Source organism: Microcella alkalica, from assembly GCF_014137945.1.
In the GTDB taxonomy this organism is placed as follows: Bacteria; Actinomycetota; Actinomycetes; order Actinomycetales; family Microbacteriaceae; genus Microcella; species Microcella alkalica.
Window position 1 is genome coordinate 170,901 of record NZ_JACGWX010000006.1, and the last position, 17,479, is coordinate 188,379.

General features: G+C 69.6%; 21 protein-coding genes. 13 read left to right on the forward strand and 8 right to left on the reverse strand.

The window, feature by feature from the left end:
- Window positions 1–2: 2 nt before the first annotated feature.
- A complete protein-coding gene (locus tag FHX53_RS11540) occupies window positions 3–1,178 on the reverse strand; it encodes a 4-hydroxybenzoate 3-monooxygenase (protein ID WP_182491483.1) in 1,176 nt (391 codons plus the stop codon).
- 126 nt (window positions 1,179–1,304) lie between these two features.
- The gene (locus FHX53_RS11545) at window positions 1,305–2,057 is read right to left on the reverse strand and encodes an IclR family transcriptional regulator (RefSeq protein ID WP_182491484.1); all 753 of its coding nucleotides are present in this window, start codon (window positions 2,055–2,057) and stop codon (window positions 1,305–1,307) included.
- 106 nt (window positions 2,058–2,163) lie between these two features.
- Between FHX53_RS11545 and pcaH the strand changes: the two genes are divergently transcribed.
- From pcaH to FHX53_RS11590, 9 genes are all read left to right on the forward strand, one after another.
- Window positions 2,164–2,991, forward strand: a complete 828-nt coding sequence (gene pcaH, locus FHX53_RS11550) for a protocatechuate 3,4-dioxygenase subunit beta (RefSeq protein WP_182491485.1) — start codon at window positions 2,164–2,166, stop codon at window positions 2,989–2,991.
- Window positions 2,992–3,077: 86 nt separating this feature from the next.
- Window positions 3,078–3,554: a protocatechuate 3,4-dioxygenase subunit alpha gene (gene pcaG, locus FHX53_RS11555; RefSeq protein WP_246335674.1), complete on the forward strand. Its 477-nt coding sequence runs from the start codon at window positions 3,078–3,080 to the stop codon at window positions 3,552–3,554.
- The gene (locus FHX53_RS11560; protein ID WP_182491486.1) at window positions 3,544–4,920 is read left to right on the forward strand and encodes a lyase family protein; all 1,377 of its coding nucleotides are present in this window, start codon (window positions 3,544–3,546) and stop codon (window positions 4,918–4,920) included. Before pcaG ends, FHX53_RS11560 begins: the two co-directional genes overlap by 11 nt.
- Entirely contained in the window at window positions 4,917–5,699 is a 783-nt protein-coding gene (locus FHX53_RS11565; protein WP_182491487.1) for an alpha/beta fold hydrolase, read from the forward strand. Before FHX53_RS11560 ends, FHX53_RS11565 begins: the two co-directional genes overlap by 4 nt.
- A gap of 1 nt (window position 5,700) precedes the next feature.
- Window positions 5,701–6,123, forward strand: a complete 423-nt coding sequence (pcaC, locus tag FHX53_RS11570) for a 4-carboxymuconolactone decarboxylase (RefSeq protein ID WP_182491488.1) — start codon at window positions 5,701–5,703, stop codon at window positions 6,121–6,123.
- Window positions 6,124–6,281: 158 nt separating this feature from the next.
- The gene (locus FHX53_RS11575; RefSeq protein WP_182491489.1) at window positions 6,282–7,046 is read left to right on the forward strand and encodes a 3-oxoacid CoA-transferase subunit A; all 765 of its coding nucleotides are present in this window, start codon (window positions 6,282–6,284) and stop codon (window positions 7,044–7,046) included.
- On the forward strand, window positions 7,043–7,714 hold the full coding sequence (locus FHX53_RS11580) for a 3-oxoacid CoA-transferase subunit B (RefSeq protein ID WP_182491490.1): 672 nt from the start codon (window positions 7,043–7,045) through the stop codon (window positions 7,712–7,714). The genes FHX53_RS11575 and FHX53_RS11580 overlap by 4 nt, the downstream gene beginning before the upstream one ends.
- Complete coding sequence (locus tag FHX53_RS11585; RefSeq protein ID WP_182491491.1) at window positions 7,711–8,880, forward strand: thiolase family protein; 1,170 nt, start codon at window positions 7,711–7,713, stop codon at window positions 8,878–8,880. Before FHX53_RS11580 ends, FHX53_RS11585 begins: the two co-directional genes overlap by 4 nt.
- Window positions 8,881–8,884: 4 nt before the next feature.
- Window positions 8,885–9,703 (forward strand): IclR family transcriptional regulator domain-containing protein, encoded by an 819-nt coding sequence (locus FHX53_RS11590; RefSeq protein WP_182491492.1) that lies wholly within the window; start codon window positions 8,885–8,887, stop codon window positions 9,701–9,703.
- A gap of 90 nt (window positions 9,704–9,793) precedes the next feature.
- Here the strand turns inward: FHX53_RS11590 and FHX53_RS11595 are convergent, their stop codons facing one another.
- Both FHX53_RS11595 and FHX53_RS11600 read right to left on the reverse strand, forming a co-directional pair.
- Window positions 9,794–10,741 (reverse strand): tyrosine-type recombinase/integrase, encoded by a 948-nt coding sequence (locus tag FHX53_RS11595; RefSeq protein ID WP_182491493.1) that lies wholly within the window; start codon window positions 10,739–10,741, stop codon window positions 9,794–9,796.
- A 230-nt stretch (window positions 10,742–10,971) separates the two neighbouring features.
- Window positions 10,972–11,178, reverse strand: a complete 207-nt coding sequence (locus FHX53_RS11600; RefSeq protein ID WP_182491494.1) for a MerR family transcriptional regulator — start codon at window positions 11,176–11,178, stop codon at window positions 10,972–10,974.
- Window positions 11,179–11,337: 159 nt separating this feature from the next.
- Between FHX53_RS11600 and FHX53_RS11605 the strand changes: the two genes are divergently transcribed.
- Window positions 11,338–11,835: a hypothetical protein gene (locus tag FHX53_RS11605; protein WP_182491495.1), complete on the forward strand. Its 498-nt coding sequence runs from the start codon at window positions 11,338–11,340 to the stop codon at window positions 11,833–11,835.
- A 553-nt stretch (window positions 11,836–12,388) separates the two neighbouring features.
- On the opposite strand, the gene FHX53_RS11610 is transcribed toward FHX53_RS11605, so the two are convergent.
- Window positions 12,389–12,640, reverse strand: a complete 252-nt coding sequence (locus FHX53_RS11610) for an amidohydrolase family protein (RefSeq protein ID WP_220476398.1) — start codon at window positions 12,638–12,640, stop codon at window positions 12,389–12,391.
- A gap of 96 nt (window positions 12,641–12,736) precedes the next feature.
- A complete protein-coding gene (locus FHX53_RS11615) occupies window positions 12,737–13,117 on the reverse strand; it encodes a hypothetical protein (RefSeq protein ID WP_182491496.1) in 381 nt (126 codons plus the stop codon).
- 179 nt (window positions 13,118–13,296) lie between these two features.
- Between FHX53_RS11615 and FHX53_RS11620 the strand changes: the two genes are divergently transcribed.
- Complete coding sequence (locus FHX53_RS11620; RefSeq protein WP_182491497.1) at window positions 13,297–13,473, forward strand: hypothetical protein; 177 nt, start codon at window positions 13,297–13,299, stop codon at window positions 13,471–13,473.
- A 45-nt stretch (window positions 13,474–13,518) separates the two neighbouring features.
- On the forward strand, window positions 13,519–14,211 hold the full coding sequence (locus FHX53_RS11625; RefSeq protein ID WP_182491498.1) for a hypothetical protein: 693 nt from the start codon (window positions 13,519–13,521) through the stop codon (window positions 14,209–14,211).
- A 124-nt stretch (window positions 14,212–14,335) separates the two neighbouring features.
- Here FHX53_RS11625 and FHX53_RS11630 read toward each other — a convergent pair whose 3' ends face one another.
- Both FHX53_RS11630 and FHX53_RS11635 read right to left on the reverse strand, forming a co-directional pair.
- Complete coding sequence (locus FHX53_RS11630; RefSeq protein WP_182491499.1) at window positions 14,336–14,479, reverse strand: hypothetical protein; 144 nt, start codon at window positions 14,477–14,479, stop codon at window positions 14,336–14,338.
- 1,485 nt (window positions 14,480–15,964) lie between these two features.
- On the reverse strand, window positions 15,965–16,321 hold the full coding sequence (locus FHX53_RS11635) for a hypothetical protein (RefSeq protein ID WP_182491500.1): 357 nt from the start codon (window positions 16,319–16,321) through the stop codon (window positions 15,965–15,967).
- Window positions 16,322–16,742: 421 nt separating this feature from the next.
- Here FHX53_RS11635 and FHX53_RS11640 point away from each other — a divergent pair, with 421 nt between their 5' ends.
- Window positions 16,743–17,087 carry a hypothetical protein gene (locus FHX53_RS11640; protein WP_182491501.1) on the forward strand — a complete coding sequence of 115 codons (345 nt, stop codon included), beginning with the start codon at window positions 16,743–16,745 and terminating at the stop codon, window positions 17,085–17,087.
- Window positions 17,088–17,479 lie beyond the last annotated feature (392 nt).

Genomic DNA, 17,479 nt, shown 5'->3' on the forward strand with positions numbered 1-17,479 from the left:
GGTCAGATCGGCCACCCCGTATACGCCTCGGCAAGATAGGTCTGGCCCGCCGTCGACTGCGCGATCGAGCGCAGTTCGCCGAGCTGGCGGCGGCGGTCGAAGTCGGACGCGTCGTCGGTGACATGCAGCATGGATGTCATCCACCAGGAAAAGTGCTGCGCCTTCCAGATGCGCTGCATTGCGCGCTGCTCGAACGTGTCGATGAGGCGCGAGTCGTTCTCCTGTAGAAGTGCTCGCAGAGCTTCGTGGAGCAAGGCGACATCGGCCACGGCGAGGTTCATGCCTTTGGCCCCCGTCGGCGGCACGGTGTGCGCGGCGTCACCGATGATCGCAATACGGTGCTTTCGCATGCCGTGCGACACGAAGCTGCGGAAACGCAGAACGTCGCGCTGAAAGATTGGCCCCTCGATCAAATCGGTGCCCGGCACCCGCTTCTGAATGTTTTCCCAGACCTCGGTCTCGCTGAGCGAGCTCGGATCGAGTTTCGGGTCGCACTGGAAATACATCCGCTGCACGGTCTCGCTGCGCTGGCTGATGAGAGCGAAGCCGTCGGGGGAGTTGCTGTAGATGAGCTCGTTCGAACTCGGGGGCGCCTCGCACAGGATGCCAAACCACGCAAACGGGTACTCGCGGAAGTAGCCGCCCTGCATCGACCCGACGACCGAGGGACGGACAACGCTACGAGAGCCATCGGCCCCGACAACGAAATCGGCCTCGATGACGAGCTCTTTCCCGTCGGCGTCTACCGCGAGCACGCGGGGGTGCTCCTGGTCGGACTCATCGATCCCAGTGACGGTGACGCCGAAGCGGAGGTCCTGCCCAGCGGCGACTCGCGCTGCGATGAGATCCTTGAGCACCTCATGCTGCGGGTAGAGCCAGGCGCTGCGGCCGGTGAGCGAGGGGAAGTCGATGCGGTGGCCCTCGCCGTCGAAGCGCAGCTCGATGCCGTCGTGGCGGTGGCCGACGATGCGGGCGCGGCTGTGCTCGCCGAGGCGGTCGAGCAGCTCGACGGTGCCCTGCTCGAGGATGCCCGCGCGGATGGTGCTCTCGATCTCACCTTGCGTGCGCAGATCGACGACGATCGAGTCGATGCCCGCCTCGTCCAGAAGGTGCGCGAGCAGCAAGCCGGCGGGGCCCGCGCCGACGATGGCGACGGGCGTGCGGAGGGTCGTGGTCATGGGGTCTCCTTCGACGGGGCCACGGGAGCGGTCGCGCTCAGTGTGCGACGGCGCGCCGCTCGTGTAGCGCATCCGTCTCATTGATCGGGATGCCCGTCGACGAACTGTGCCGTCAGGGTCGACGCGTCACGAGCGCACCCCGAGGGTCCGCTCGATCTCGCGCCGCCCGCGATGCAGCTCGTCGAGCGCGGCTGCAGTCGGGGCGTCGCGCGGCAGCACGACCGAGAGCGCCGCGACGACCGTGCCCGTCTCGTCGCGCACGGGAACCGCGACCCCCGTCGACACGAGCTCGATGGAACCCTGTGCCACGGCGTGGCCGAGCGTGCGCACCTCGGCGAGCTTGCGCCGCAGGGCCGTCGGGTCGGCGATGGTCTCGGCCGTCAGGCGGGGCAGCCTGCCGGCGAGCATCCGCTCCTGCAGGTCGCGCGTGCCGTAGGCGAGCAGCACAAGGCCGGAGGACGAGGCGTGCAGCGGCAGGCGCCCGGCGATGCGCGTGACGTTCGAGCCCGACGTCGGGCCGCTGAGTCGTTCGAGGAAGAGCGCCTCATCCTGCTCGAGCACGGCGAGCTGGGTGTGCTCGCGAATGCGCGCCTGCACTCTCTCCATCGCGGGCAACGCGGCCTGCCGCAGACGCAGCGCCTGCGACGAGCGCGTGGCGAGCTCCCACAGCCGCATGCCGATGCGGATGCGGCGGTCATCGTCGCGCTCGAGCAACCCCGCATCGATGAGTTCGCCGACGATGCGATGCGCCGACGAGCGCGGCAGCCCCGACCGGCGCCCGATCTCGGCGGCCGTCTGCACGGTGCGGCTCGGGGTGAAGGTCTCAAGGACCCGCACGAGGCGGTCGGTGACGGAATCGCCTGTGGGGGAGTTGGCCATGTACTGAGAATGACACTGATTCCCATTGAGTGGGAAAGCAGGGGCGAGCGCACTGTGCGCATGACGACAATCGCGACATCGCTCCAATGTCTTCCGAGGAGACCCCATGACGACGCAGACGTCCCCGACCGCGGTCGCGCCCGCGCCCGAGTCGCTGCTCGCCGCGCCCGACCAGGCCCCGCAGTCGGATATCACCGCCGAGATCGTCGCGGCACACGCAGAGGCCGAGCGCCGCATCGCCGCCGGCGAGACGTTGCCGGCCACGCTCTACGACTTCCCTGCCTACCGCTCGAGCATCCTGCGCCACCCCACGAAGAACCCGCGCCTGGTTGACCCCGAAACGATCGAGCTGCTCTCGCCGGCCTTCGGTCAGCGCGACGTCGCCGCAATCGAATCAGACCTCACTTTGCAGCACATGGGCGAGCCGATCGGCGAGCGCATGACCGTCGAGGGCCGCCTGCTCGACTCGTGGGGCCGCCCGTTGCGCAATCAGCTCGTCGAGATCTGGCAGGCGAACTCCGCCGGCCGATACATCCACCAGCGCGACCAGCACCCCGCACCGCTCGACCCCAACTTCACGGGCGCGGGCCGCACGGTCACCGACGGCCAGGGACACTACCGCTTCACGACGATCAAGCCGGGGCCGTACCCGTGGCGCAACCACGTCAATGCGTGGCGGCCCGCGCACATCCACTTCTCGATCTTCGGCTCGTCGTTCACGCAGCGCATCATCACGCAGATGTACTTCCCGGGCGATCCGCTCTTCGCGCTCGACCCGATCTACCAGTCGATCCGCAGCCAGAAGGATCGCGACCGACTCATCGGCGTCTACGACCACGACCTAACGAGCCCCGAGTTCTCGATGGGCTACCGCTTCGACATCGTCGTCGACGGCCCCGACGCCACCTGGTTCGAGCCCGAGGAGGAGAACTGATTACCGACGTTCCGCCGCGCACCCACACGCCGACCCCCGGCCAGACGGTCGGCCCGTTCTACGCCTTCGGCCTGCAGTACCCCGACATGAACCAGATCGTGCACCCGCACTCGCCGGGCTCGCTCGTGCTCGGCGGCACCGTCACCGACGGCAACGGCGCGGCCATCCCCGACGCGCTCATCGAGATCTGGCAGGCCGACACCGACGGCACGATCCCGCGCGCTCGCGGCGCCTGCCGCCGCGACGGCCACACCTTCACCGGGTTCGGCCGCGCGTTCACGACCGACGAGGGTCGATACGAGTTCTGGACTCGCAACCCCGGCGCCGAGCCGGGCAAGGCGCCCTTCTTCGCCTTCGTCGTCTACGCGCGCGGCCTGCCCGACAAGCTCCATACTCGTGCGTACCTGCCGGAGGACGAGGCGGCGCTCGCCGCTGACCCGCTGCTGGCCGGTCTCGCGCCCGAGGAGCGCGCTACGCTCATCGCATCGCGGACCCCCGAGGGCGGACTCCACTTCGACGTCCGCCTGCAGGGCGAGAAGGAGACCGTGTTCTTTGCCTACTGACGGGGCCGTCGACCGCGGTCTGCTCTCACCCGTATCGATCGGCGCGGCCGATGCCGTCGGCGATGACGTCGTGCTCGACGCGCTCGTCGCCGCCGAGATCGCGCTGACGCGCGCCTGGGCCACGCTCGACGTGGCCCCCTCGGCCGCGGCCGAGCGCGTCTCCGACCGCCTCGGGTGGCTCGGGGCGGGCCACCCCGCGAGCGGACACGGCATCGATGCCGACGACCTCGCCGAGGCTGCGGTCTCGGGCGGCAATCCCGTCATCCCCCTCGTCAGCCGACTGCGCGGCCTGCTCGACGAGTCCGACCGCGAGTGGCTGCACCGGGGCGCGACGAGTCAGGACATCGTCGACTCGGCGCTCATGCTCGTCGCCCGGCGCGCGGGCGGCCGCATCATCGTCGAGCTCGACGTAGTCGACGCGGCCCTCGCCGGCCTCGCGGGCACCGAGCGCGATCGCGTCGTCGTCGCCCGAACGCTCGGCCAGCACGCCGTGCCGACGACGATGGGGATGCGCGTCGCGACCTGGCTGGTCGGCGTGCGGCGGGCGCGGGGTCGTCTCGCCGTCGTGCTCGAGCAGCTCCCGGCCCAGCTCGGCGGCGCCGCCGGCACCCTCGCCGCGTTCGTGGAGCACGCCCGCGCCGCCCACCCGGCCGACGCCGAGGCCGCCGCCCTGCGTCTCGTCGCCGCCTTCGCGGACGAGCTCGATCTCGCCGCGCCCGAGCTGCCCTGGCACACCGTTCGCTGGCCCATCACCGAGCTCGGCGACGCGCTCGTGCAGGCCGTCGACGCGCTCGGCGTCGTGGGCGCCGACATCGCGACTCTCACGCGCACCGAGATCGGCGAGCTCGCCGAGTCGTCGCCCGGCGGCTCGTCGGCGATGCCGCAGAAGCGCAATCCCGTCGGTGCAGTGCTGCTGCGCTCGGCGGCGATGCGCGCGCCCCAGCTGGGCGCGACGCTGCACTCCGCCTCGGCCCTCGCGGTCGACGAGCGCCCAGACGGCGCGTGGCACGCCGAGTGGTCGACGCTGCGCGAGCTGCTGCGACTCGCGCTCGGCGCGGCGAGCACCGCGCGCGCTCTGACGGCCGGGCTCGTCATCGACGGCGCCGCGATCGAGCGCACCCTCGCGCTCTCGGGCGGCATGCTCGTCGCCGAGCGCCTGGCGATCGCCCTCGCCCCGCACCTGGGCGACGACCGCGCCCGTGCCCTGCTCGGCCGCGCGACCGACGCCGCCGACCTCGAGCGCCTGCTGCGCGCCGAGCCGGCGCTCGCCGAGGTCGACATCGCCGCGCTCCTCGACCCGGGCGCGTATCTCGGCGCGACGGGCATCATGATCGACCGCGTGCTCGACGGAGGCCAGCAGCGATGACGACCCCGAGCATCCACCTCACCCCGGCCGTCGGGCCCGACGGCGCCCCGCTGCTCGTGCTCGGGCCGTCGCTCGGCACCTCGACCATCCTGTGGGAGACCGCGCTGCCGCTGCTCGCCGAGCGCTATCGCGTGTGCGCGTGGGATCTCCCCGGCCACGGCGCCGGCCACGCGACGACCGAGCCCTTCACGGTCGGCGAGCTCGCGGACGGTCTCGCCGGCGCGCTGCGCGACCGGGGCGAGCAGCGCATCCTCTATGCGGGCGTCTCGCTCGGCGGCGCGACGGGCCTCGAGCTCGCATTGCGCCACCCCGACCTCGTCGCCGCGGCCGCGATCGTCGCCTCGGGCGCTCAGCTCGGCACGCCCGAGGCCTGGCACGAGCGGGCAGCGACGGTACGCGCGCAGTCGACATCGGCGGTGATCATCCCCTCCGCGCAGCGCTGGTTCGCGCCCGGCTCGATGGAGCGCGCGCCCGACCTGAGCGGCCGCCTGCTGCACGTGCTGCAGGACGCCGACGACGAGAGCTATGCCCGCTGCTGCGAAGCGCTCGCCGCCTACGACGTGCGCGGCCGGCTCGGCGAGATCCGGATGCCCGTGCTCGCGCTCTGGGGTGAGCACGACGCCGTCGCGCCCGAGGCGAAGGCCGACGAGATCGCGCGGGGCGTCGCCGGAGGCCGAGCCGTCATGGTGCCCGGCGCGGCGCACCTGCCCCCCGCCGAGGACGCCGCCGCGACCGCGGCCGCGCTGCTCGACTTCTTCGGTTCCGTGCGGAAGGACTGACATGACGACCTCACCCCCGCGCCCCGCCGGCGACGGCCGGAGCGACGGCGAGCGCTACGACCAGGGCATGCGCGTGCGCCGCGAGGTGCTCTCCGACTCGCACGTCGACCGCGCGATCGCCGGCACGACGCCGTCGACGGCCGACTTCCAGGACCTCATCACGCGCTACGCGTGGGGCGAGATCTGGACGCGCCCCGGCCTCGACCGTCGCTCGCGCTCGATCGCCGTGCTCAGCTCGATGATCGCCCTCGGCCACGAGGAGGAGTTCGAGATGCACGTGCACGCCGCCCTGCGCAACGGCCTCACTCCCGACGAGATCGTTGAGGTGATCCTGCAGAGCGCGATCTACGCGGGCGTACCGGCGGCCAACACCGCGTTCCGACTCGCGCGGCCGATCCTCGATCAAGCGCGCGACTTCGATTGACGGCTCTCGGGGAGCGCTATCGGCCATGCGCGCTGTTGCAGGGCCACCTACCGGCTTCGCGCCCATTGATCCCTTCCGGCGTAGTGGCGGTACCGCTAGGATGTACGCATAACGAACGACTGTTCGCAGAGCGAACACGCGAAAGGAGCGGCCGACTGATGATTGATAAGACCGCCGCCGACATCCGCGACGCCGTCGCCTACATCACCCACGGAGCCACGGTGATGATCGGCGGCTTCGGCCGCGCCGGCCAGCCCGTGGAGCTCATCGACGCCCTCATCGACGTGGGGGCGAGCGAGCTCACGATCATCAGCAACAACGCGGGTGGCGGCGACCTCGGTCTCGCGCGACTCATCGCCGAGGGCCGCGTGCGCAAGGTCGTCTGCTCGTTCCCGCGCCAGACCGACTCGTGGCACTTCGACCGCGCCTACCGCGAGGGCCGCCTCGAGCTCGAGCTCGTGCCGCAGGGCAACCTCGCCGAGCGCATCCGCGCCGCGGGAGCCGGGATCGGCGCCTTCTACTCGCCCACCGCCGTCGGCACGCCCCTCGCCGAGGGCAAGGAGCATCGCGAGATCGACGGCCGCACCTACCTGCTCGAGCACCCCCTCCGCGCCGACGTCGCCCTCATCGGCGGGCTGCGCGCCGACCGCTGGGGCAACGTGGTCTACCGCCGCACCGCGCGCAACTTCGGCCCCATCATGGCGACCGCCGCGCGCACCACGGTCGTGCAGGTCGATGAGATCGTGCCGCTCGGCACCCTCGACCCCGAGGCGATCGTGACGCCGGGAATCTTCGTCGATCGCGTCGTCGCAGTCGGCAATCGCCGCTGGCTGCGCGACGGAAGGTTCGTCGGCGGCGTCGACCTGCAGGGGGAGCCGCTCGTCGACTCCGCCGCCACCGACACCGTTGGAGGCCACCGATGACCGATCGTCTCGATCGCGACGGCCTCGCTCGTCGCGTCGCCGCGGACATCCCCGACGGCGCGTACGTCAACCTCGGCATCGGGGCGCCGACGCTCGTCGCCGACCACCTGCCGCTCGGCTCGGAGGTCATCCTCCACACCGAGAACGGGATGCTCGGCATGGGCCCCGCGCCGGCACCGGGCCACGTCGACCCCGACCTCATCAACGCCGGCAAGCTCGCCGTCACCGAGCTGCCGGGGGCGGCGTACTTCCACCACGCCGACTCGTTCGGCATGATGCGCGGCGGGCACCTCGACCTCTGCATCCTCGGCGCCTTCCAGGTGTCGCAGACGGGCGACCTCGCCAACTGGTCGACGGGTACGCCCGACGCGATCCCCGCGGTCGGCGGCGCGATGGATCTGGCGATCGGCGCGAAAGACGTCTACGTCATGACCGACCTCCTCACCAGGGGCGGCGAGTCAAAGCTCGTCGAGACCTGCACGTACCCGCTCACCGGGGTCGGCTGCGTCACGCGCGTGTACACCGACCGAGCCGTGTTCGACGTGACGCCCGACGGCTTCGCCGTGCGGGAGCTGTTCTGCACGACGACGCTCGACGAGCTGCGCCAGCTGACCGGCCTGACCCTGACCATGGTCGACGAGGCCACCACCGACGAGGAGTCCCGATGACCGCGAGCTTCGTGTACGACGCCGTACGCACCCCGTTCGGCCGGGCCGGAGGGGCGCTCGCCGACGTGCGCCCCGACGACCTCGCCGCGACCGTGATGCGCGCCTCCGTCGAGCGCACGGGCCTAGACCCCGCTCGCATCGACGACGTCGTCTTCGGCGACGCGAACCAGGCAGGCGAGGACAACCGAAACGTCGCACGCTTCGGCGCGCTGCTCGCGGGCTTCCCGACGTCCGTCACCGGCACGACGATCAACCGCCTGTGCGGCTCGTCGCTCGACGCGGTCATCCAGGGCTCGCGCGCGATCGAGTCGGGTGACGCCGACGTGATTCTCGCCGGCGGCGTCGAGTCGATGAGCCGCGCGCCCTACGTGCTCGAGAAGTCGCCGAAGCCGTACCCCGCGATTGGCAATCCGACCCTCTGGAACACGGCCATCGGCTGGCGCATGATCAACCGTGCGCTGCCGAAGGAGTGGACCATCTCGAACGGCGAGTCCGCCGAGAAGCTCGCCACGATCTACGGCATCAGCCGCGACGACCAGGACGCCTTCGCCCTGCGCAGCCACGCCCTCGCAGCCGCGGCGTGGGAGACCGGCGCCTACGACGGCGAGACCGTGCAGGTGCCCGGCCACGAGCTGACGCGCGACGAGGGAATCCGCGCCGACACGACGCTCGAGCGCCTCGCGGGGCTCAAGGCCCTCTTCGCGGCCGATGGCACCGTGACGGCGGGCAACGCCTCATCGATCAACGACGGCGCGTCGGCCGTGCTGCTGGGCGGCGAGGGTGCGCTCGATGCCGAGCCCCTTGCGCGCATCGCCAGCCGCGCCGCGTTCGGCAACGACCCCGACGTGTTCGGCGTCGCCCCCGTCGAGGCCGCCAACCGGGCGCTCGCCCGGGCCGGTCGCACGTGGGCCGATGTCGACCTCGTCGAGCTCAACGAGGCCTTCTCGTCGCAGTCGCTCGCGTGCATCCGCCTTTGGCCCGAGCTCGACCCCGAGCGCGTGAACATCCACGGCGGCGCGATCGCCATCGGCCACCCGCTCGGAGCCTCGGGCGGCCGCATCATCGGCCACGCAGCCCATGAGCTGAAGCGTCGCGGCGGCGGCGTCGCGGTCATCGCCCTGTGTATCGGCGTCGGCCAGGGCCTCGCGGTCGTTCTGGAAAGATGAGCGCATGACCGCCGAGCCCGCCGCCGCCGCTGACCCCTCAGACGCGGGCGGGGCGGCGGATGGCGAGCCTAGCGGCGACTTCGTCCAGTCGTTCGCTCGCGGCCTCGCGGTCATTCGCGCCTTCGACGCCGACCACGCCGAGCTCACGCTGAGCGAAGTCGCCGCGCGTGCCGACGTACCGCGCGCCGCCGCCCGCCGCTTCCTCATGACGCTCGTCTCGCTCGGCTACGTGCGGACGAGCGACCGCACATTCGCGCTTACGCCCCGCGTGCTCGAGCTCGGCTACAGCTACCTCTCGTCACTGTCGCTGCCCGCGATCGCGCAGCCGCACCTCGAACGGCTCTCGCGCGAGGTCGACGAGTCGACGTCGCTCGCGGTTCTCGACGGCACGAACGTCGTCTACGTCGCCCGGGTGCCCACGCGCCGCATCATGAGCGTCAACATCACGATCGGCACGCGATTCCCCGCATGGGCGACATCACTGGGGCGCGTGCTGCTCGCCGCGCAGTCCGATGACGACATGTCCGCCGCTCTCGCCGGCACTCAGATTCGCGCATACACGCGCAGCACGATCATTGATCGCTCAGCGCTATTCGATGAGATCCGGAAGGTTCGCGCTGCCGACTATGCCGTCGTTGATGGCGAGTTGGAGGAGGGGCTTCGCTCCATTGCAGCACCCGTCCGAGACGCACACGGCACGGTTCTCGCTGCGGTCAACGTGTCGACGGCTCGAACCGACGACGTCGAGTCGGAGCTGGAGCGGGTCCTCCCCGCCTTGCGCCGCGCGACGGGCGCGATCGAGGCCGATCTCGTAGTGCGGTGAGCGCGGGCCATCCACGCAGGTGATGTTTGTCCGCGAACTGCGACCGTTGGTCTTGCCCGGGGAGTGCTCCTTTGGGATTCTCGCGCCAGTTCAGGAAGTGATTTCTGCCTGTGGCGCCGAGGGAGCGGAGCTCGGGCTCGGCAGGCCGCGGATGGGCGCCTGCCGAAAGTAGTGCGCGAACAGCACCGCCGTGCCGGCGTGCCCGAGGGCCCCCGCCGTCGTCTCGGCGGACCATCCGCCCTCCCGGATAGACAGGGTGGCGTAGGTTGCCCGCAGCTGGTGTGGGTGAACCTTCTCTGTCACCGGGCTCTGGGACCGTACGGCGCGCCAAGCACGTCGCCAGTTCCTCGGGCTCTTCACGACCCCGCCGCGGCCAGCGAACAGCAGCGCGGAAGGGTCGCTGCCGGCTCGGCTGACGAGCGCGAGCAGCGCCTCGGCTGCCACGCCGCCGACGTACAGCCGGCGCAGCGAAGAGTTCGACTTCGCACGACCATCGCGAAGCGTGACGGGCTCGCCGTCAGGCTCGATCACGGACCCGGCGACGGAAAGGACCAACCCGCCATCGACGAAGGCGACATCGCCGACTCGCAACGCGAGCGTCTCTCCGATGCGGAGCCCGGCACCCACCATCACGCGCACCCCAGCGGACACGTACCAAGGGCCGAGGTCTGCAACCCGCAGCAGTTCGGCGAGGTCGACAGCTTCCACGATCTTGGCCGTAGTCGGGTCAGTGCGAGGCATCGCGACGCTCGCGACGGGGTTTGTGCCCGAGATCAGACCCTCATCCACCGCCCAGGCGAACGTCTGCCGCAGGATCGTTCGCATGCGGCGGCCCCGCGTCTTCGATTCAAGCGCCAGGTCGCGGATGAATGTGCGAATCGCTCGGGGGTTCGCGGAAGCTTCGGCGAGGCTGAGCCCCGCGACAGGTGAGAGCCCCGACTCGATCGCCCGGCGGTAGGTGCCGAGCGTTGTCGGCTGCCATCGACCGAGCTTCGCGGTAGCTTCCAGCCACTCACGCGCCGCAGCCTGCAACGTCATCGTCCTGGCCTCATTGCGAGCGCCAGCCGACTCCTCCAGGCGTGCAAGCAGTCGACGACGCGCCTCGGCCTGCGTCGGTCCGGTGGCGGACCGCTGGGCGACGACGCCTGTCATCCCATCGCGGTGGCGCGCGGACGCCTTCCACTTCGTCGATGAACTGGCCGAGGAAGGGTTGAGACGGACGCTGATCGACCCGTGCTCGCCTGGTTGAAGTCGAGGTCGGGCCATCGTCAGGCTCCCCTCTGGTCGATCTCGAACCGCTCCACGTCCTCGAGCGCGAAGCGCAGCCCGCCGGGAAGGCGCACGGCGACGGGCATCGGCCGACGGTCCGACAGGTGGTTGTGCAGGGTCTTCGGTGAGCATCTCCAGCGGTCCGCGAGGTCCTTCAGCTTGAGGAACTTCGGCGTCACCTCGGAGGTGATGGTCATGCTGGTCATGGTGGGTCCTTTCCGGCTTCCCGTCTATGCGCGGCACAGCTCGGGGCTGGCTTACGGCGGGCTGTTTCCGCCCGCACCAGCCCTCTATGCGGGCATCGGTCGGGCAGCCGGAGCGGCGGACGGGTCACTCCAATGGCTCTTGCCGCGCATAGGCGTGTCATGAAGAAGCCCGCCGCAGTCATCGAGGACTTCGCGTTGCAGTCCGGTGACCAGGAGGAACTTGTCTGGCTAGAGGACGGCAGCGAGATCGGGCTGCTCCGCTACTTCGCGGCGCGGGCCGGTCAACGAACGAGCCCGCACCTCTCTGGACACCTGGAGGCGTTCCGTCACGTCGCGATTGAGGCGGCGCGCTATCTCCGGGACAGCTGGGACGGTCGACCCGGCGCGCTGCCGTACCCGGATGAGGTGCCGCTCGCTGTTGGATCGCTCGCCGAGGTACCTGAGTTGCCCTCTGAGCTGCCGGTGATCTTCGCCATCACCGACCCACCGCGTGGAGATGAGTTCGAGCGGCTGAGACGACTGGCGAGGCCGAGATATACGGACACAAGGGTGTTGCTCCCTGCAGCGTGCCCCGATCTTCTCCTACGCCTACTCCGCCGCGAGGGTCTCGCGACCTGGACGACGTGGGAGGTGGGCGGGGATTGGTCCATGCCATGAGTGTCTTCGCGGTGGAGGTGCTGCTTCCCGGCGCCGATAGCGAACCGCGACTCGCGTCGACGCCGAGCGCCGTCGTGACGGCAGTCGCGGCAGCGGTCGGGCAGACGCGCGGGAGCATCCGCGATAAAGCTGTCGCGGTGGGCCTGTGCGCCGTGTTCCATCTTCGGATGCGTCACTGGCCGCTCCTTGCACGGTCAGGACTCTTGAGCTTGGACGTCTGGGCGCGATCGCCCTCGTCCCTGCCGGCGCTTCCTGACTCATTGCCGCCGATCTTCCTGGTCACGAGAGCACTCCGTGGCGATGAGCTCGACGCGCTCTTCGAGGTCAGTCCGACAAGATCGCACGAGTCGTCAGCGGCGTTCGTGGTTACCCCGCCCGCATCGACCACATGCTGAGTTGCATGGTCCGAGTTGGGTTGCTCCGGTTGGTGGATCTCACACGTGGGGGCGAGCATGAGTGAAGAGCGGCCCGCGCGGGAGTCCGGCGGGGTATCTCTAGCTGAGCGTCCGCGCGTCTCGAGGTAAACCGCCGCGCACTCGGCCCGTGGTGGGGCTTAGGCAGGCTCGGTGAGAGAGCCGCCCTGCCAGACGTACGAGACGACGAGGTCGTCGTCCCAGAGGACGACGTCCGCAGGCATGCCTGGAGCGAGCGACCCGAGATCTCGGCGGCCGATGGCTCTCGCCGGTGCCGCGGTCGCCGCGAACACGGCATCAGCCAGAGGTATACCGAAAGCCACGCAGCGGCGCATCCCTTCGTCGAGCGTCAGCGTCGAGCCGGCAAGGGAGTCGGTCCCGAAGCAAGCCAAACTTCGACCGATCGGCCCAGACCATCCGCTAGTGCATCCGCGCGGACACGGCGGACGCGGGGGCTCCTCGCGCCCGAGGAGCCCCCTCTATGGGCGCTAGGTCCAGTGAGGCACCGATCGGATCTCGACGGGCACGCCGAAGAAGCGGCTCAGCGTGACGGCGATCTTCACGGACGCGACGAACACGGCGTCGCGGAGCTCGACCGTCTTGCGCTGGTTGTCGGGGAGGAGCTCGAGCTTGATCGAGGTCACCGAGCTCGGCCCGCTCGCCCGGAGGTGCTTGAGGTCGAGCTCGAAGCCCTTGCCGTAGACCTCGATGACGTCGTCGCCCTCGATGGCCAGGCTCGACAGGCCGTTGGCGGTGAGGGTAGCGGCGAGGAGCTCGGTGAGCGCGTCCGCGCTCGACGTCCGCAGCATCGGCATGATCGAGGACTTGTCGCGGGTGGCGCCGTGAGCGGCGATGGCGATGGTGTGCATCTGTAGAGACCTTCCGGTTGTGAGGTGCCCCGCTTCCGCGGGTGCAAGGTGCGCCGTTTAGCGCGCCCACGTTGCCTCTATGCGGGCACTTCGGTTTTGGCCGGACTCTCGGACATGCCCCGCATTTGCTCAGCCTGCGGAGCGACACAACGGCGGAGATCTTCAGAGAGTCGAGGTGCTTGGAAAAGCGCGCCGTCGAGGACGTTCCTAGCTCGCAGTTGCGGCTCGTCGACAACGCGCTCCGCGTCGTCGCACTCGACTGGAAGGTCGACACCACCGATGTCGATGAGCACTTGGACGCCAATGTGTCCACTGGCGCTCCTGCCTCTCGGCTGCAGGCGTTCGAGGTGCACTGAGACTGGTAACGCGGCGGCGTCGGAACGGGCAGGCAGAATGAGCAAATGAGCGAGCGCGACGATCGGCCAGACCACAGCGAAGACGACCTGGTCGACGACGCGCGCGTCATTGGCGGCGAAGTGAGCGACACTGACGGCGAAGTGAGCGACGCCGAGAACGGAGACGTCGAAGACGCGCCGGAGGGCGACGCATCCACGATCATCATCGACGGCGAGGCCAAGCCAAGGCGCACCGACGCCGAGCGCGACGAGGTAATCAGGAATGCCTTCGCCGGGCTGTCGATGAAGTCCGGCGTGGAGGAAGTGCTCTCCAAGGCGATCGGCGCCGAAAAGCTGTTCAAGGACCTGATGCCGAAGAACGTTTTTGACCGGTCGTTGTTCTCCGATATTGCAGAGAAGAGTGCGGCGCTCGTGCCGCCGGTCGACCCTGCGCTTCAGCGGATGGCGGACCTTGACTTCGATCCAGCTTTGCCGCCCACTGCCGACCAACTCGCTGAACTCAACGACCGGGCGGAGACTCAGGCGGTTCACCTGAAGTCGATACTCGAGGTGATGGTCGAGTCGGTCGCGATCTCGCGGGAGGCCACGGAAGCCGCGAAGGCAACCGCCGCACAAGCTCGGGAGAGTCAGCGCACGGCGGAAAACAGCGCAAGGGCGGCCTGGGCCAGCGTCTGGCTCGTCATCGGCTTCAGCGCGCTACAGCTGATTATCGCGGTCATCGAGCTCGGGAAGTCTTGACGCCGCCCAAATCCTGGGCGTGGACTACCCATGCCCCCCTCCCTGCTCTACAAGCGCGATGTGTCCGTCGGCTGGCAGCCGGACGGTCGAGGTCGCCGCAGTACGCGACTCCGAACAGGTCACCTCAGCCGTAGTCGTTGACGTCGCCTTCGTCGAGGTGAACAGCCTGACCCGCGCAACGACAGTCCTCGATTTCACTGTTGCCGTCGGCGACGTAAGCGAAAAGGCGGTCACCTGCCCCAGTCTCGGCGACCGCGGCGACGGTCAAGGCCGGCTGACCTGCTTCCTCGACGACAGGTCCGGCACCGGCTACGTCTGGATCACCACAGTCAACCGGGAGACGGGCGCCTTCATCTACGGGCCGTCCCGCTATACCCGGGACACTGTCCGGGCGGGACATCTGTCTCGAGACATCGGCCTCGGACACCGGGACATTCCACGACGGGAAATGTCCGACCATCAAGTCCTGACGTGCGCCGCCGTCATGTCCGCCGCCGTGTGCCTGTCCCCGCGCGGTAGCGCCCGACGGACGTCGGCCCGCGCAGCGTCGGTCGCGGTAGCGACCTGCCCCCGGCGGTAGCCGCGAGCCGAGGTGGGGGTTGGCGGGCGTGGGCCATTAGAAGAGCTCGCGGCCCTTCGGGCCGCTCGCCGCCTGCGGCGCGCGCACGGTGTGTGATCTCGACGGTGTCTCCACGCCCTCCGGCCGCGCCCTGCGGTTGCGGCCGCGTCGTCGACGCGCGAGGCGGGACGGGAGCGTAGCGATGCCGGACCGCCGCTGCGCGGCGGCGTGCGCGAGGCGCGCTCTTCGTGGTGCCGATCCGTGTTCTCCCGTCTCCGCCTGCGGCGTCGACGGCGTCCCCTCCTCGTGTCCTGCACGCTCACGTTTCGCAGCCGTGATGCCCGCCGCTTCGCGGCGGCGTGGCCGGTGCGATGTCTCGAGGTGTCCGTCATGCTCACGTCCCGCGCTGCGCGCGGCGTGTCCGATGCGATGTCTGCAGCGTCGCCGGGATGGTGTCCCGCCACCTGCGGTGGCGGCGCGCACGGATCGAAGCCGACCTGTAGGCGAAGCGCATCCGACGAGTGGTCCACACGCTGCGTCCCCGTCGATGACGGTGCCGCCCGAGCCGAAGCCGCCACGAAGGTCGTCACGTCTTCGACTCGGAAGTGGTGCGGTGTGCAGGCGAAGCTCGGTCATCGACGACACCCGCATGCACGCCGCGGGAACGCATCGCAGACGGTGCGGATTCGATGCGAGCTCGACGCGGCGGAGACACCCTGCGGGCACTGCGAAGCGTGACGGCTGAGGTGACGTCGTCGAGGACTGAGGCGGGCGGGCATCGCATCGCGATGGACGGCCGCCGGACCACGCGCGCGGCGGGCGACACCGTCGCACGCCGGCAGCCGGACAAGGACACCTCAAGTGGCCCCGGCTGCGCGACGCCCACACCTTGTGGGCGGAGCCCCTGAACGGCTGCACCGCAGACGTGAAGGGCTGAACGCGAAGCGTTCAGGAGAACGCAGGCACAACCAAGCCCCGACGGGGGTGAGGAATGTGACCAGTGAGATCGGAGCGCGGCCGGAACAGGGATGGGCGATATTGGGCGCTGCCCCCAAGACGAGTCTCCACCCAGTCGAGTCTTTTCCGCGGGCCAGTTGGGCGCCACCGCCAGGCGCATACTGCGCCGCCAGATGCCCGGAGCCGTGACCCTCGTTCCGACGCTTCGTGCGGGATGCGAACGCGCAAGTGATCACCTCACGCGGCGATCTGAAGCACCTCTTCCGCAGCCGAGGAAACAGCACCGTCCGAGCCGTCTAGTGCGTGATCCTCGAGCCCTTCTTCTTGCACGAACCATGCAGCCGATCGCGCGGTCCCCGGAGCCGCGATCGCGCTCCCCGCCAAGTGCATTTCGTAGCCGATGGAGGCTGCGATACGGCGCAGCGCTACCAGGTCGAGAACGCTGACTTTGGTACTCATCACGACGACCATCCGATCGACCTGTCCGGGCATCTGAGCGTGCCCGAAGCGAGCTCCCGGATCCATCGCAAATATCTGCTCGCGAGGCGTGGGGCAGGGCTCCGGCGTGCATTCGGTGAGGCAGTTGTTGTCCATGCCTCTTCTATGCGCGGCACCGGCTCACTCCGCTCGCATCGAAGATGCCGCGCATAGAGCCGGTATGCAGAACTCCGCCTACCCCCACACGCCGGCCCGATGGTCGCCCTTGCGCCGCGCCATGGTCTCCCGGGACTTCGACCTGCTCATGGAAGCTGTGCACGGCCGCAGCACCCGACTGTCCTCCGGCTGCCTTGTGTGGAACGGCGCTCGCTCTGAACTGGGGTACGGCAGGGCACTACGCGGACCGATCGTTTCCATCCATCGCCTGGTTGCGTGGGGCGCCGCGGACTTTCCAGGGGACCTCAGCGACTTCCCTGCAGTGCACCACAGATGCCAAAACCGCGCATGCGCCGAGCCATCCCATCTGGCGGGAATCGGCGCTCGAGCGAACGCTGTCGAAGCTTTCGTGCGGAACGGGTTGTACAAGCGGATCGGCGCCCTCGAAGCAGTCATCCGAGAGCTCGACCCCAGTCACCCGATCCTCCGGTTGTCGTCGCTGTTCGTCGAGGTCGATCCGGGCGACATACCCGACTCGACGTTCTCCGTCGACAGTTCACTCTCGGCTCAGGTGCGCCAGCGGAGCAGGTTCGCCGAAAGGGAGCGGAAGCGCCTGGCGCTCCAGTCGCGGCGATTCGGGGAGGTTCTCGAAGCTCGACGAATGATTTCGCGAGGGGCCACTCGGTCCCAGGCGGCTCGAGCGCTCCACCTCGATCTGTCAACGCTTGCCTACTGGGAGCAACGGCTCGATGAGAACGTTGGGTGAGTACCGCCGCTCCATCGCATCCGCAGACCATGTCTGCACAGTGAAGGGGCGGCCTCTCTGTAGAAGAACTCTGGCACCGGAGATCCTCCGGCGGGTCTGGCCGCGAAGGCAGCGCGGACATTACGAGCGTCCGCGCCGACGATGAGGCCACTAGGCCGAGGGCCTTGTGCGCGGCACGGACGGCCGAGCGCAGGGCTCGGGCCGCCTCGGAGCCGAAGCCCCGTAGCGAGCCTCTCTCGGACCGGACAGTGTGGCGTTCGCCCATGGGTCCGACACCGCCATTCGTGCCCGCGCCACCCGCGCCCGAGGAGGTTCGATACGTCGGCCCTCCCGACACCCCGGACGTCACGACGCCATCGACGCGGACCCGCGCTGGCTGGTGCGACCTCCGC